The 14301-nt window shown below is 51.9% G+C and carries 15 protein-coding genes and 1 pseudogene; 12 read left to right on the top strand and 4 right to left on the bottom strand.

Annotation, left to right across the window (positions count from 1 at the left end; all coding sequences use genetic code 11):
- The first annotated feature begins 25 nt into the window (after window positions 1-25).
- The 12 genes and pseudogenes from HMPREF1250_RS07125 to HMPREF1250_RS12045 all read left to right on the top strand — a co-directional run bounded on the left by HMPREF1250_RS07125 (window position 26) and on the right by HMPREF1250_RS12045 (window position 10334).
- Complete coding sequence (locus HMPREF1250_RS07125) at window positions 26-346, top strand: YbaB/EbfC family nucleoid-associated protein (protein WP_023053942.1); 321 nt, start codon at window positions 26-28, stop codon at window positions 344-346.
- Window positions 346-936 (top strand): recombination mediator RecR, encoded by a 591-nt coding sequence (gene recR, locus HMPREF1250_RS07120; protein ID WP_023053995.1) that lies wholly within the window; start codon window positions 346-348, stop codon window positions 934-936. Before HMPREF1250_RS07125 ends, recR begins: the two co-directional genes overlap by 1 nt.
- 7 nt (window positions 937-943) lie before the next feature.
- A complete protein-coding gene (locus HMPREF1250_RS07115; RefSeq protein ID WP_023053982.1) occupies window positions 944-1189 on the top strand; it encodes a pro-sigmaK processing inhibitor BofA family protein in 246 nt (81 codons plus the stop codon).
- Window positions 1190-1210: 21 nt separating this feature from the next.
- Window positions 1211-2335: an efflux RND transporter periplasmic adaptor subunit gene (locus HMPREF1250_RS07110; protein ID WP_023053984.1), complete on the top strand. Its 1125-nt coding sequence runs from the start codon at window positions 1211-1213 to the stop codon at window positions 2333-2335.
- A gap of 16 nt (window positions 2336-2351) precedes the next feature.
- Window positions 2352-3113 carry an IclR family transcriptional regulator gene (locus tag HMPREF1250_RS07105; protein WP_023054048.1) on the top strand — a complete coding sequence of 254 codons (762 nt, stop codon included), beginning with the start codon at window positions 2352-2354 and terminating at the stop codon, window positions 3111-3113.
- Complete coding sequence (locus HMPREF1250_RS07100; protein ID WP_023053970.1) at window positions 3110-3715, top strand: DNA-3-methyladenine glycosylase; 606 nt, start codon at window positions 3110-3112, stop codon at window positions 3713-3715. Before HMPREF1250_RS07105 ends, HMPREF1250_RS07100 begins: the two co-directional genes overlap by 4 nt.
- Window positions 3716-3758: 43 nt before the next feature.
- Window positions 3759-4649: a DUF2156 domain-containing protein gene (locus tag HMPREF1250_RS07095; RefSeq protein ID WP_051356083.1), complete on the top strand. Its 891-nt coding sequence runs from the start codon at window positions 3759-3761 to the stop codon at window positions 4647-4649.
- Window positions 4650-4732: 83 nt separating this feature from the next.
- On the top strand, window positions 4733-5899 hold the full coding sequence (locus tag HMPREF1250_RS07090) for a GNAT family N-acetyltransferase (RefSeq protein WP_036242959.1): 1167 nt from the start codon (window positions 4733-4735) through the stop codon (window positions 5897-5899).
- 583 nt (window positions 5900-6482) lie between these two features.
- Window positions 6483-7298, top strand: a complete 816-nt coding sequence (gene menB / locus HMPREF1250_RS07085) for a 1,4-dihydroxy-2-naphthoyl-CoA synthase (protein ID WP_023053963.1) — start codon at window positions 6483-6485, stop codon at window positions 7296-7298.
- Between the two features lie 11 nt (window positions 7299-7309).
- Complete coding sequence (gene menE / locus HMPREF1250_RS07080) at window positions 7310-8800, top strand: o-succinylbenzoate--CoA ligase (RefSeq protein ID WP_023054049.1); 1491 nt, start codon at window positions 7310-7312, stop codon at window positions 8798-8800.
- Window positions 8801-8917: 117 nt separating this feature from the next.
- A pseudogene (locus HMPREF1250_RS12300) lies at window positions 8918-9415 on the top strand (SLC13 family permease); the annotation flags it as partial.
- Window positions 9339-10334 carry an anion permease gene (locus tag HMPREF1250_RS12045; RefSeq protein ID WP_269208553.1) on the top strand — a complete coding sequence of 332 codons (996 nt, stop codon included), beginning with the start codon at window positions 9339-9341 and terminating at the stop codon, window positions 10332-10334. The pseudogene HMPREF1250_RS12300 and the gene HMPREF1250_RS12045, both read left to right, overlap by 77 nt.
- Window positions 10335-10602: 268 nt before the next feature.
- Here HMPREF1250_RS12045 and HMPREF1250_RS07070 read toward each other — a convergent pair whose 3' ends face one another.
- From HMPREF1250_RS07070 to HMPREF1250_RS07055, 4 genes are read right to left on the bottom strand one after another with little or no spacing between them, the layout of a single operon-like run.
- The gene (locus tag HMPREF1250_RS07070) at window positions 10603-11328 is read right to left on the bottom strand and encodes a glycerophosphodiester phosphodiesterase (protein WP_023054023.1); all 726 of its coding nucleotides are present in this window, start codon (window positions 11326-11328) and stop codon (window positions 10603-10605) included.
- Window positions 11321-12469, bottom strand: coding sequence for an ABC transporter ATP-binding protein (locus HMPREF1250_RS07065; RefSeq protein WP_023053968.1), 1149 nt, complete (start codon window positions 12467-12469; stop codon window positions 11321-11323). The genes HMPREF1250_RS07070 and HMPREF1250_RS07065 overlap by 8 nt, the downstream gene beginning before the upstream one ends.
- Before the next feature lie 58 nt (window positions 12470-12527).
- Window positions 12528-13349, bottom strand: coding sequence for a carbohydrate ABC transporter permease (locus HMPREF1250_RS07060; protein ID WP_023054057.1), 822 nt, complete (start codon window positions 13347-13349; stop codon window positions 12528-12530).
- Window positions 13336-14220: a carbohydrate ABC transporter permease gene (locus HMPREF1250_RS07055; protein ID WP_023053917.1), complete on the bottom strand. Its 885-nt coding sequence runs from the start codon at window positions 14218-14220 to the stop codon at window positions 13336-13338. Before HMPREF1250_RS07055 ends, HMPREF1250_RS07060 begins: the two co-directional genes overlap by 14 nt.
- Window positions 14221-14301: the final 81 nt, after the last annotated feature.

The raw sequence follows: 14301 nt of genomic DNA, 5'->3' as shown, positions 1-14301 counted from the left end.
TTAGCCATAATAGGAGGTAGTTGCAATGTTTGGTGGAAATAATATGCAGGGTATGATGAAGAAAGTACAGAAGATGCAAAAAGACATGCAGAAGCTTCAAGATGAATTGAAGCAGCGCACCGTTGACGCCACTGTCGGCGGCGGTGTCCTGACTCTTACGATGAACGGCGAAAAAGTGGTCGAACGCGTTCATATCGATCCCAGTGTCGTTGATCCCGAAGATACGGAAATGCTTGAAGATCTGATCGTTGCCGCCGTCAATGAAGCAAATAAGAAAGTGGATGAAATGATGGCGCAGGAAATGAGCAAGATCACAGGCGGCATGAAGCTGCCGGGAATGTTCTGATGGATACGCCTCTCGATCGGTTGGCAGAAGAATTTCGCCGTTTGCCCGGCATCGGCATCAAGACGGCCCGTAAGCTGGCGTATTTTCTGGTGCAGGAGCCGGATGACAAGGTGCGGGCATTTATTGAGGCCGTTGCTACTGCGAAAAAAGAGATGCGTCTTTGCTCCGTCTGCTTCAATCTTTCCGCGCAGGACCCGTGCCCGATCTGCGACGACGACAGGCGGGATCGTTCCGTCATCTGCGTCGTCGAAACGCCGCAGGATGTCCTGGCCATTGAACGGAGCGGTGATTACCGCGGTCTCTATCACGTCCTGCACGGAGCTTTGTCGCCGTTAGACGGTATTGGCGCCGATGATTTGCGGATCAGAGAATTGCTGCAGCGCCTCGGCGACACGGAGGTGCAGGAAGTCATCATCGCTACCGATCCCGATGTCGAAGGCGAGGCGACGGCTCTTTACCTGGCCCGGCTGCTGAAGGCGACAGGCATTCGCGTGACCCGCATTGCCCGCGGTTTGCCGGCGGGCGGGGATATCGAGTTTGCCGACGAGGCGACGCTGGCCGGCGCCGTGGCGAACAGACAAGAAATGTGAGGTCACTATGGAATATACGAGTATTCTCATCGGTATCGTCGTCCTGTTCATCTTGAATCGCCTCTTGCTGGCGCCGCTGCGGCACCTGATTGTTAACGTCGTCAGCGGCCTGGTCGTATTTTGGCTGATCAATACTTTCGGCGCCGCCTTCGGGTTGCACACGGTACCGGTCACCTGGGTAACGGGGCTCCTGGTCGGCATCTTCGGCTTGCCTGGCGTTCTCGCGGTGACGGCATTTTACACCTTTTTTTAAGAAAGAACGGGAAGGGATAGCGTGAATTGGAAAAAATGGGCACTCCTTGCAGGGACTGCCGTTGTGACGGCGGCTCTTTTAGCGGGTTGCGGCAATACCGTTTCCACGAAAACGGAAACGGTTATGAAATCGGAGCATCCCGTTGCCTTGACACTGGATGCCAACATTACGGCGCTTCACATGACAAATATTATTCCTAAATTATCGGGAAAATTGGTATCCGCACCGCTTACGGTCGGACAGGAAGTAAAGGCCGGAGACGTTGTCGTTCAAGTCGATGCGGCGCCTTATCAGCAGAGCGTCGTCGCCGCCGAAGCGCAATTAGCGGCGGCGACAGCGACAGCTGCCGCTTATGTGCCGTCCCAACCGGAAGAAGCTTCCGGCGGCGATGGAAGTCAGCGTGCCAAGCTTGATGTCTGGTATCAAATGGGGGCCATTTCCAAGGTCGAATATAATCAAATGATGGCGCGCAGCGGCGCCTCGGCGCCGTCTGCGGCGGCGCAGCCGGCTGCGGACAGCGGACAGATCGCGCAGCTGCAGCAATCCGTTCAGGCTGCTCGCGATATGCTCGGCAATGCGACGATCTACTCGCCTATCGACGGTCGTGTTACGGCTGTCAATGATAATCCGTCCATTGCCGTAGCCGGCAACGTGTTGGCAACGATTCAGCAGATAACGCCTCTCGTCGCGACCTTTGCCGTACCGGAAGACTATATCCGGGCGTTGACGGATGCCAAGGGGAAAGGCTCAATCACTGTCACCGTGTTGGCTGCTTCCGGAGAAACGGAAATCGGTGAGCTGACCTATTTGGCAACGGAAAAAGACAATGCTACGGGAGCGTATATGGCGAAAGTTACGTTCAACAATACGAAGAATCTCTTTGTTCCCGGAGAGTTTTATCACGTTCGCCTTTCGACGCCGCAAGTCGTGGAACAGATCACCGTGCCGAAAACGGCTATCCGTACAAAAGACAGCGGCGATTTTGTGTATATTGTCAAAGATGACGGTCTCGTCGATGCCAAGGCCGTTCTTACAGGCGATGAGGAAAACGGCAGGGTTATTATCCTCGACGGTTTGCGTGAAGGCGACCGCATCGTTGCCGATCCGCCTGATTCATTGGAAATAGGCATGAAGATCAACGGGTAAAGAGAAGGTGAATGGAGTGAAAGAAGCAGATCAACACATGAACCGGCAGAACAGCTTGCTGAAATCCCTGGAAAAAAGCCTTGATGTATTGGATCTTTTCGTCGACAATAATACGGGCATGGCACTAAAGGAGATTGCCGAACGGACAGACTTGAACACGTCAACGGCATTTCGGATTGTCAATACGCTGGAGCGGCGTCAATACTTGACGCGCAGCGATTCGTCCAAGCAATATCGCCTCGGTCCCCGCGCCTTGGCGTTGGGGTATTCATCACATTGGACGGAAAATGTCATTACGCTGGCCAAGCCTTATTTACGGCAGCTTCAGCAGGAATTTAACGAGACCGTCAGCATTTATATTGCCGAAGGCGATCATCGTATCTGCCTGGATCATGTTGAGAGCAGCCATTCTTTGCGCCGCGTTATCCCTCTCGGAGAGGTTCTGCCCATCTATAAAGGCGCAGCCGGCAAGGTGCTGATCGCCTGGGCGTCTGCGGAAGAGCGGGAACGCATCATTGCGGCGTACGGGACGCTGACGGAAAGCGAATTGACGATGATCCGGCACAACGGATACGCCATTACGCAAGATGAAAGCGAACACGGTCTTTTTGCCCTGGCTGTGCCTGTTTTCAGTTTTGAAGAGCGTGTTGTCGCCTCCTTGACCATTGCCGGTCCGTCGATGCGTTTTTACGACTCCATTCGCCAGAAAATGCTCTTCATGATGAGTCAGTTCGCGTCGGAAATATCTTATTCTCTCGGCTGTCGTAAGCGGACATGATACAGTCCAGATGGCAGCGGGAAGAATTTGCCGAAGGCGCCGTCGTTCTGGCACGGGCGCTTTTGGGGTCCTATCTCGTGCGGCATACGGCGCAAGCGCATTTTGTCGGCCGTATTGTGGAAACGGAGGCCTACGGCGGCACTTACGACGGCAAGATAGATGACGGCTCCCACGCCAGCCGCGGCAGGACCAAGCGGACGGCGCCGATGTTTGAAGCAGGCGGCATTGCCTACGTTTACCTGATTTACGGCATGTACCACTGCTTTAATATCGTCACGGGCCCGCGGGATACGGCGGAAGCCGTTTTGATCCGCGCCGTTGAGCCCGTCGACGGAATTTCCGCCATGTTGACGAATCGCAAGGCGGAAAAATTTTCCGTCAATCTTACGAACGGGCCGGGCAAGCTGTGCCGGGCGATGGATATCACACTGGCACAAAACGGCGTCGGCCTGTGCGGCGACGGTCTGTATCTTCTGCACGATGACGGGAGCGAATCCGTCGATATCGCCGTGTCCCGGCGCCGTAATATCGAGTACGCCGCAGCGGGAAAACAATTTCCGTGGCGGTTTTATCTCAGAGACAATCCGTTTGTTTCCAAATAGTTGTAAGGGGGAGATTTTTATCATAAGTTTCAGAGAATTTCGATTGGAAGATAAACCGATCATTGATGATTACTTTCAACAAAAGCGATATGAACAGGCCGATACGTCATTTATGACGCTTTTTTCCTGGCAACGGCCTTATGAAATACAATGGGCTGAAGAGGACAACGTCCTATTTATTCGCTCCGGCCGCGGCAAGAAGCAGTTTTGGCTGCCGCCCTTTGCCCGTAAGGACGGCAGCTTTGTCAAAGGGCTCGAACATATGAAAGAATGGTTTGCCGCCCAAGGATACCCTTTTCTCATGAAGGGCGTCGTGCCCGAAGTTGTCGAACGCATTACGGCGCTTTGTCCGGACTGTTATACGATTACGCCGGATCGGGATAACTATGAATACGTGTACTTGACGCAGGATCTGATCAACTTGTCGGGCAAAAAATTCCGGCAGAAGAAAAATAATCTCAATCATTTTCGTAATCAGTATATGGGCTATGAATACGTGCCGATTACGCCGGATATTTTTACGGAATGTCTGGAAGCGGAAAAACGCTGGTTTGACGGACGGCTTGACCGCGATGAAGAAAATGACGAAGAACTGTATGGTGAACGGCAGGCCATTGAAACGGTCTTTGCCAATTGGGACGTTCTCGGTGCGACAGGCGGCGCTATCCGCATTTTCAATAAAATCGCGGCCTTTTCTATCGGGGAAATGCTGAACGACGATACGGCCATCATCCACTACGAAAAGAGCGATCCCGCCATTCGCGGCCTTTATCAGGCGATCAACCACGAATTTGTCGTTCATGCCTGGAGCCATACGACGTATATAAACAGAGAAGAAGATATGGGGATTCCCGGTCTGCGCCAATCGAAGGAGTCATACAATCCGCATCACTATGTTGAAAAATTTGATGTGACGTTAAGAGAACAAGTCTGACGCTCAGTCCTACAGGAGTGGTCAGACATGAGCAGTACGGCTGCTTTGCCGCGTTTTTTCCGACAGGAAAGGAAGGGGATACGATGGAATTCCGCATCGCCGAAAAGCAGGACAGAGGATTGATCGAAGCGTTATGGGCTTACTGTTTTGAGCCGAAGGAGGATCCTTTTTTTCAATGGTATTTCAGACACGTCTATCGCCCTGAAAACGTTTTGCTCGGGTTTAAAAACGAGGCGCTCGCCTGTCTTACCCATTTGAATCCGTATACGTTGAGGCTGCGCGGCCGTTTTGTCGAAACTTCTTATATCGTCGGCCTAGCGACGCATCCGGCGGCACGGCACGGCGGCGTCGGCGGCAAGCTTCTGTTGGCGGCGCTGGAAGAAATGAAAAGGCGTCACCATTTCGTCAATATCCTCATGCCGTCAAAGGCCGGATTTTATCAGCCTTACGGTTATGAGCTATATTGTCATCAATGGCAGGAAACGATGCCCCTTGAAGCGCTGCGGCCTTTCGTCGTCAAGGATGTCCGTTTCGCTTTTCTCAGCGATCCGGACCAATGGCATTATTTGGCGGATATTTATGCCCGGTATACGGCGGACCTGTCGGGCTATGCCGTGCGCAATGAAGAATCGTGGCGCAGCCATATCGCCGGTCAGCTTGCCGAAGGACAGATCGCCGTCGTGTTTGACGGAGAACAGCCTATTGCGTACATGTTCTATAAATTGGGCGAGCCGACGATTAACTGCGGTGAATTCGTCTACGCCACGGCCAAGGGAAAGGGCGGCCTTCTTTCTTATCTTTACAACCATCGTTCGCAGGGGACGGCAGTTCGCTGGAACGAAGGCCTGCACGATGAGTCGTACCGTTTTTATCCGGACGGTAAAGAAGGACATCAGACGATTCCCTTTATGGCAGGCCGCATTGTCGATGTCAAAGGAGCCTTGGAAAGCGTTGCCTACGCGCCGTCACTGGCGACTTCGCTGACCGTCGCCGTCGCCGACCCGCTGGCTTCATGGAACACGGGTACGTTCACGTTGACGGTGCAGGGAGGTGCGGCAACGGTTGAATATACGCCGCAGGCGGAACCGGCCGTTTCCCTGTCCGTGGGAGCTTTGGCCCTTCTTCTCTTTGGCGCTGTAGATGCCGCTGCGCTGGCCTTCAACGGAAGGCTTGACGGTACGCCGAAAGCGGTCGAGGCGCTGCAAAATATTTTTCCGAAGACGAAGTGCTATATCAACGAATGGTATTGATAAGAACGATCGGCAGCACGACCCTGTCGGATCTTTGTTGGCAAAACGAAAAGCAGATATTTCCTGTACAAACGGGGAATATCTGCTTTTTATGGTAAATGCGGCATTTGACCGTAGCCGCGCCGGATACGGTCGGCGCTGGTATTTATTGTAGATACGTACTGCAAAGCTGTAAAGCAGGCAGAGATAGTCGATTGCGGCGGGACATGCCGTCTTACCGCGTTGAAGACGGCAGAAAGAAATGAAGCGGCGCCAAGACGACGGCAGTTCCGTCTTCTTTCTTCTCATTTAAAACAATTATTGATATAATGGACACAATAGTTGCTTGCACGGCGACATCGGTTGAAGAAAATATATGGGCAGAATCTCAGGGTACGATAGATTCATCATCACAATATCGCAGATGGTTCTGCCCTTGATTTGCGTTTGCGCGTCCTTGCCGAAACCGGCGCGAAAGGCGGCGCTGTCCGCTGTATAGCAGGCTCGTTAACGGCCAAAAGGGATGGGTAAATGCAGGGACGAGATTCGCTTGACGGCAACAACGGAGAAAGCAGATAAACGTAATTGGAGAGGAGAAGGCAACATGACAGATTGGCAGTCGGTGAAGACATATGAGGAGATTTTATTTGAACGGAACGGGGCCATCGCTAAAATCACGATTAACCGTCCTCAGGTACACAACGCGTTTACGCCGTTAACGGTAAAGGAATTGATGGAGGCGTTTTCCCTTTGCCGTGACGACGCCCGCATTGGGATTATTATCTTAACCGGAGCCGGTGATAAGGCGTTCTGCTCCGGCGGCGATCAAGGTGTACGCGGCCATGGAGGTTATGTAGGACAAGACGGCATTCCGCGCTTGAATGTCCTTGATTTGCAACGGCTAATCCGCGTGATTCCCAAGCCGGTCATCGCCATGGTAAAGGGTTGGTCTATCGGCGGCGGGAACGTGCTTCAGCTGGTATGCGATTTGACGATTGCAGCAGATAACGCCCGTTTCGGACAAACCGGACCCAAGGTAGGTTCCTTTGACGCCGGATACGGTTCCGGATATTTGGCGAGAGTCATTGGACACAAGCGGGCTAAAGAGGTATGGTTCCTGTGCCGGCAATATACGGCGCAGGAAGCGTATGAAATGGGTTGGGTCAATACGGTGGTTCCTTTGGCGGACGTGGAAACGGTGACGCTGCAATGGTGCGAGAAGATTTTGGAAATGTCGCCGACGGCACTGCGGTTCATTAAGGCGGCGATGAATGCCGATACGGACGGTCTCGCCGGTTTGCAGCAATTTGCCGGCGATGCGACCCTTCTTTACTATACGACGGATGAAGCCAAAGAAGGAAAAAATGCGTTTTTGGAAAAACGGTCTCCCGATTTTGATTCTTATCCGAAATTTCCGTAAGGCTGTTTTCTATGACACTGGAAAACTGGATTTTTAAACGGGCGCGGCTTTCGCCGCACAAGTTGGCGTTCATCTTTGAAGAAGAGCAGTGGACGTTTGAGGAGCTGTACCGAACGGCACAGGAAATGAGCGATCTGTTCGCCACCGTGTTGGATGCCTGCGGCGGAATCAACCGTGTCGGCATTTTTTCGAATAATTCCGCAGAAATGTACGTCGCCATATTAGCCTGCATGAACGCCGGCATAGAAATGGTGCTTTTGAATACGCGACTGAGTGCGGAAGAATTGACTGTGCAGATTAACGATGCAAGCCTCTCTCTGATTTTTTGCGCAAATGAATGGTTGACGCGCCTTTCGGAAGTGAACGACGCGGCAACGGATGTTGCCATAACGTGCCTTTCGTTGGAATGGTGTTACGCCAACCGAAAAAAGGCGTCCCGGCGGCGCGTCATGCAGGAGTTGTTTCCGGACGATCAGGTCATGAGTGTTCTATATACTTCCGGAACGACGGGAAAGCCTAAGGGCGTAATGCAAAGTTACGGCAATCATTACGCATCGGCGATGGCCAGCGTTACGAACCTCGGTTTCCATGAAGCGGATATGTGGGTGGCGATTACGCCGTTATATCATGTCAGCGGCCTTTCCGTGCTTGTCAGGGGGCTGGTTTACGGCATGCCGGTTCATCTTTTCCGGCGCTTTGACGCCGCTTTGGTCAATCAGGCGCTGCTGCGGGGGAAGGGGAGCATCATTTCCGTAGTAAGCTATACGCTCTCGGCATTATTAAAAGATCTTGGCGATGCCGTGTATCCGGACTCGTTCCGCCTTATGCTTTTAGGAGGAGGCTTTGTTGACCGCTCATTATTGGCGGCCTGTCAGGAAAAGCGGATTGCCGTGGTACAGTCCTTCGGCATGACGGAAACTTGCTCGCAAATCGCCGCTCTGCCGCCTCGCGATATTTCAAGAAAAATGGGTTCGGCAGGATTGCCGCTTTTTTCGAACCGCCTGCGCATTGGCGGGACCGGAGCGGGCGAAGGCGGCGTAGGCGAGATCCAGATTCAGTCGCCGGCGTTATGTGTCGGGTATTTAGGCCAGAACGAGCGATATCAAAGGTCCTTCACCGCCGACGGATGGTATCAAACCGGCGATATGGGATATCTTGACGAAGAGGGGTACTTATATGTCAAGTGCCGACTGGCAGATTGTATCATTTCGGGGGGAGAAAATATTTATCCCGTTGAAATAGAGACTTGCTTAAAAAACAGCCGCCATGTCCGTGAAGCGGCTGTCGTCGGTAAAATCGATGCGACGTGGGGAATGGTTCCCTGGGCGTTTTTGGTTGCCGGCGGGACCGGCAAACCGACGGATGAAGAACTGAAATCCTTCTGTTTGCGTCATTTAGCGGCGTTTAAAGTACCGAAACGGTTTGTATGGGTAGACGAATTGCCTAAAACCGCCGTAGGAAAAATACAAAAATATAAGCTGTTGGCCGCGTTTGCGGAATAAGAAGGAGGCGACCGCGACGGGGCGAAAGGTGCGGCGCAGCAGCGCGCGTACTTTTCGGCCGCCAGGTGCGGCAATGCAAAAAAAACGTAACGCTATTTGTGTGGGAATAGAGGAGAAATGAAAGATATAAACGGTTTTATGCGGTTCTTGCCGGCCCTTGCCGTTGCCGGTGTTTTATACTTGACCGAGGCGCCAACCGGTATTTCTGTACCTGTATGGCATGCTTTTGCGCTTTTTTCCGGATTTATTCTGGCCTGCTTTTTTTCGGCGGCGTCGCTGGGAGTCCTGGTGCTCGTGTTGTTATGCAGTCTCCTGCTGACGAAGTCCGTGCCCTTGGAGGTATTGTTGGGCGGATACGGGAATCCTGCGGTTTGGCTGGTGTTATTCGCTTTTTTCACGTCCGTCGGATTTCGGAAAACCTGTTTCGGACAACGCGTCGCGTATCACTTCATTGCTGTCATGGGGCATCATCCGATCCTGCTCGTCTATGCGATCAGTTTTTGCGACTTTTTGATTGCCCCTTTTTTGCCGAATACGAATGCCAGGGGAGCGGGAATCATATTTCCGATCACGAAGGCTCTCGCCGAAGCGCTGGATTCCGGACCGGCGGCAAGCAGTCGGAAAAAAAATCGGCAGTTACCTGTTTATGGCAAGTTTTCAGCTCAATTTAATTATCGGCGCCGTGTTTTTAACGGCCATGTCGACGAATCCGCTGGCTGTTGCGATGCTGCAGGCATCGTTCGGCATAGAAATCTCGTGGCTGACCTGGTTTGTATATGCCAGTGTGCCGATGCTTCTCGTCTCAGTCGCCGTTCCCTGGGTTATTTATGGGTTGAACAAACCGACGATGACGGCGGAAGAGATGAAATTGGCGCCCCGTTTCGCGCGGGAACAGCTAAAAAAAATGGGCCCAATGGCAAAAAGAGAGAAGGTTTTGCTTGCTATTTTCTTGGGGATGATTACGCTTTGGACGTTGGGGCCTGCATTGCAGATCCATGCGGCTGTCGTTGCTTTAACCGGTGTAGTGTTGATGCTTTACACGAAGATTATAGCGTATGCCGATTTGTTGGAAGAAAAAATGGCTTGGGATATCTTGCTCTGGCTTGCTCCGTTGCTCGCCCTTACCGGATTTTTAGCCGGCCACGGCGTTATTCATTGGCTCGTAACTTGTATACAGGCTCCTTTTTTAGGATGCGCGTTCATATTCGTTTACGCGGCATTGGTATTGCTCTACTTTTATATTCACTATTTTTTGACCAGTCTCTTTATCCATCTGCAGGCTTTCTTTCTGCCCTTCGTTACGGTTTTGGCGGCATTGGGCGGAGATTTATACGTTATCGGGATGGTGTTTGCTTTATTGACCTGTGTGTCTCCGGGCACGACGCATTACGGCACGGGAACGGCGGCCATTTACTACGCTTCAGGATATGTGACACAAAAAGAATGGTGGCTGACGGGCGCGGCCGTGTCGGTGGTGGAGGTGTTCTTCATCGCCGGCGTCGGCTATCTTTGGATGAGTTTGCTGCGGGCATGATTTTATGAGCGGTACCGTACCGACATACGAATCGCTGTAAGCGGCACGCGAAGCCGCTTTGCGCCGGAGCGGAGATATCCGGGCGGACTGCGGCGGATAGCGCACAACGGTAAAATAATAGATCAAAACGGCGGGAAAACGCCCCCATGTCGAATGCAGCGGTCGGCATGGGGGCGTTTGGGTGTCAGGATGAAAGACGTTGCCGTTTCGTTTTATTGCATAATGGACAGGCGCGGTCCCGTTCCTGCCGGCGTCGGAAATGATCGGCTCAGCCGTATTGTTTTATTTTGCAGCTTAGCGCCAACGCCGGGTTGTTTGTAATGATGCCGTCCGTCTGCCAGGACAGGAAGCGTTGAATGTCTTCCGGCTTGTCTATCGTATACGGATTTACGGCGATGTTGCAGGCATGGCAGGCCTGAACCGTTTCATACGTGACGTGCAGATAGTTGGGATGATAGCATTCGACATGGCGCTGCCGACAATAGTCTTCCGGCTGCAGCAGGCGACAGTCGGTCAGAAAGCCGCAGGGGATTTCCGGCTGACGGCGCTTGATTTCCCGGATCGTTTCATGATTGAAGGAGGAATAGATGGTCCTGCTTTCCAGGCCGTGTCGGGAAATAATCTCGCTTACGCGGGGCACTAATCCGTCGTAAGTGAAGATATTCGTTTTTAATTCGATATTGGTTATTAACGCCGTCTCCTTTACCCAAGTCGCGTATTCTTCGAGTGTCGGGATTTTTTCCCAGATGCCTTTAAAGGTATGCGCGAAATTTAATCGGCACAGTTCCGCATACGTGTAATCTTTGAGATAACCGACGCCGTTGCTGGTTCTGGAGATGTCTTCGTCGTGACAGATGACAGGGACGCCGTCCTTCGTCATCTGTACATCCAGTTCGATGCCGTCGGCACCGCAGGCGAGAGCTTTTTGAAACGCCAACATCGTATTTTCAGGATATTTGGCGGCAAACCCTCTGTGAGCAATGATGCTAGTCATGGCCGGTCTCCTTTGCAGCGACGCCGGAAACAGGGGTTAATAAAGACTGTTCCGTTTCCCCGTCGAAGAGATAGACGTGGTCCATGTCGATGACAAATGAGATATCGGCGTCATAGGGGATGTTTTCATTGCCTGTCAGGCGGGCGACGAGTTGGTGACGGCTGCCGGGCATATGGAAGTAGACGAACGTATCATAGCCCATGTCTTCCACGTTTTGAACATGAACGCAGAGGGTGTTTTTTTCGTCTTTCCGGGCCAGCCGGATATGCTCCGGCCGAAAGCCGAGGTAGATTTTCGGATTAAGGGCAGTTTTTTTTAACCGGCCGACGACCGCATCGGGCAGTTTCAGGTCGGCTCCAGACGGCAGCCGGACATAAACGGCGCCTTCTTTATGGAACAGCGTCGCCGCCACCGTGTTCATTTGGGGGCTGCCGATAAATTCGGCGACAAACAGATTGGCCGGATTCCAGTACAATTCTTTCGGCGCTGCGAACTGTTCCAGCTTGCCTCTGTTCATGACGGCAATGCGGTCCGCCATGGTCAGGGCTTCCGTCTGATCGTGGGTGACATAAATGAAGGTCGTGCGCAGTTTGCGATGGAGCTCTACGATTTCGGCCCGCATCGTCACCCGCAGTTTGGCGTCGAGATTGGAAAGCGGTTCATCCAACAGGAAGACTTTGGGCTGCCGTACCATGGCCCGGCCGAGGGCGACGCGCTGTCGTTGGCCGCCGGAGAGAGCCGCCGGTTTGCGGTCGAGATATGGTTCCAATTGCAGGATGCCGGCGACTTCGCGTACTTTTTTGTCGATCTCCTTTTTGGACACGCGGTGCATTTTCAGGGCGAAACCCATATTGTCGCGCACGGTCATTGTCGGATAAAGCGCGTAATTTTGAAAAACCATGGCAATGTTTCGGTCTTTGGCGTCTTTTGTATTGACAAGTTCATCGTCAATGTAGAGTTTGCCTTCGCTGATCGTTTCAAGTCCGGCGATCATGCGCAAAGTGGTGGATTTACCACAGCCTGAAGGCCCGACGATGACGACGAATTCGCCGTCCCGTATGGTGAGGTTCAACTTGCTGACGGAGGTCTGTTTAGAATGGTCGTATAGTTTGCTGATGTTTTCCAAGGTGACGTTAGACATAAAAACTCCTTTATCGATATGATTGGCAATGCGTGCCGTCGTTTATGCGAAGACGGCACTATCCTTTTACGGCGCCGGCGGCCAGTCCTTTGATCATATTTTTTTGCGATACGATGAAGATGATCAGCGACGGGATCATGCAGCTTACGACGCCGGCGATGATCAGAACGATGGACTGCGAATCGACGGCATTCAACATGCTCAGCCCGATCTGAACGGTGCGGCTGTTGTCGGCACTGGTAGTCAACAGCGGCCACATGTACATGTTCCAGCCGCTTAAAAAGGAATTTACCGCTAAAGCTCCCAGCGTCGGCCGCATTAAGGGAATCAGAATATAAAAGACGAAGTAGATATTTGAGCAGCCGTCCATTCGGGCCGATTCGTAAATTTCATAGGGAAAATTTTCCAACGCCTGTTTGAATAAAAAAATGCCGATAGTGGAAATGGCGAAGGGAATGATTAATACATACAGCGTGTCGAGCCAACCCCAGTCCCGGACCATCAAATATTGCGCGATAATGATCGCTTCGCCGGGAACCATCATGGTGGCCATGACCAGGGCGAACAGCAAGTTTTTGCCTTTGAACTTCAGGAAACGGAAGGCGAAGGCGGCTAAACAGGAAGTGAGCGACTGTGCCAACGTAATGGAGACCGCCACGATGAAAGTATTTAAGAGATAGGTTCCCAATGGCGCCGTTTCAAAGGCGTCGATAATATTCTGAACGGTAGGATTTGTTGGAAAAAAGTTGGCTTCAAATACTTCGCTTGGCGGTTTGAAGGTGATGCAGACGGCGTAGATGATCGGGAACATGACAAATATGGCCATCAGTATGTTTAAAAGCAGTATACCCGCTGTTTTACAATCGTTAATTTTTTTCATGTTGTTGCCCACCTTTGGCGCGGAGTCTGAAGATAGCAAATGTCAGTATCATGACAATAATAAACAAGGTTACCGATTCGGCAGAGGCGTACCCGTAGCGGAAGGTGATGAAGGCGTTTTTGTAAATGTCGTACACCAGCACATTGGTAGCTTCTCCCGGTCCTCCCATAGTAAGGATTTTGATTTGTCCGAAGGCCTGAAAGGCCTGAATGATGTTGGTGACGATAACGAAGAAGGTTATGGGGCGGAGATTCGGCAAGGTAATGTATAGGAATTTTCTGATACTGTCGGCGCCGTCAATAGAGGCGCTTTCATATAAGCTGTTGTCAATGCTGGCCAGGCCGGCGCAGAAGTAAAGGAAATTGACGCCGCTGTTGAGCCAACCCGTAATAAAGCTGACGCACAGCAGTGCATAGGTCGGGGTAGTGAGCCAGCCGATATGGGCGCCTGACAGCATGTTGATAATCCCGTTTGTCTGATTCAGCATGATCTGGAAGATCAGCGCGATTCCGGAAGAGGCGATCGCCATTGGCATCGCGTAGGTGGCGGAGAATACGCGGATGCCGGGAAAGTCTTTCTGGCAAAGCAGCGCACTGGTCAAGCCGATGAAAACACCGACACAGACGGTGATCACGACAAATACGACGGTGATCATGATACTGTGATAAAATACGGGATTGGAAAACAGATCGATGTAGTTGCCAAGGCCTTTAAAATGTATCATCAGGCCCTTTACATTCGTTTGGTGAAGCGAGAGGATGATGGTCTGCACGAAGGGATAGATGATGAATATGACCATAATAAGTATGGCCGGTAATAGGTACAGATAGCCTTCCCAGGCCATTATTTTTGACAAAAGGTCTTTGTTCATGAGAGTACCTCGTCTGCCGTCTGGCTGTATTATTTTTGCAAAAAACACAGAAAAACGACAAGGAAAAAATTGTCGTTTTTC

It is taken from the genome of Megasphaera vaginalis (ex Srinivasan et al. 2021), assembly GCF_000478965.1.
GTDB lineage: Bacteria > Bacillota > Negativicutes > Veillonellales > Megasphaeraceae > Megasphaera > Megasphaera vaginalis.
This window is presented reverse-complemented; position numbering and strand designations above follow the sequence as displayed.

What these genes read in the sequence shown, in the direction of transcription:
- menB (WP_023053963.1), top strand. Translation starts at nt 6,483, where the DNA reads ATGACAGATTGGCAGTCGGTGAAGACATATGAGGAGATTTTATTTGAA.
- HMPREF1250_RS07125 (WP_023053942.1), top strand. Translation starts at nt 26, where the DNA reads ATGTTTGGTGGAAATAATATGCAGGGTATGATGAAGAAAGTACAGAAG.
- recR (WP_023053995.1), top strand. Translation starts at nt 346, where the DNA reads ATGGATACGCCTCTCGATCGGTTGGCAGAAGAATTTCGCCGTTTGCCC.
- HMPREF1250_RS07070 (WP_023054023.1), bottom strand. Translation starts at nt 11,328, where the DNA reads ATGACTAGCATCATTGCTCACAGAGGGTTTGCCGCCAAATATCCTGAA.
- HMPREF1250_RS07060 (WP_023054057.1), bottom strand. Translation starts at nt 13,349, where the DNA reads ATGAAAAAAATTAACGATTGTAAAACAGCGGGTATACTGCTTTTAAAC.
- HMPREF1250_RS07100 (WP_023053970.1), top strand. Translation starts at nt 3,110, where the DNA reads ATGATACAGTCCAGATGGCAGCGGGAAGAATTTGCCGAAGGCGCCGTC.
- HMPREF1250_RS07090 (WP_036242959.1), top strand. Translation starts at nt 4,733, where the DNA reads ATGGAATTCCGCATCGCCGAAAAGCAGGACAGAGGATTGATCGAAGCG.
- menE (WP_023054049.1), top strand. Translation starts at nt 7,310, where the DNA reads ATGACACTGGAAAACTGGATTTTTAAACGGGCGCGGCTTTCGCCGCAC.
- HMPREF1250_RS07115 (WP_023053982.1), top strand. Translation starts at nt 944, where the DNA reads ATGGAATATACGAGTATTCTCATCGGTATCGTCGTCCTGTTCATCTTG.
- HMPREF1250_RS07055 (WP_023053917.1), bottom strand. Translation starts at nt 14,220, where the DNA reads ATGAACAAAGACCTTTTGTCAAAAATAATGGCCTGGGAAGGCTATCTG.
- HMPREF1250_RS07065 (WP_023053968.1), bottom strand. Translation starts at nt 12,469, where the DNA reads ATGTCTAACGTCACCTTGGAAAACATCAGCAAACTATACGACCATTCT.
- HMPREF1250_RS12045 (WP_269208553.1), top strand. Translation starts at nt 9,339, where the DNA reads ATGCCAGGGGAGCGGGAATCATATTTCCGATCACGAAGGCTCTCGCCG.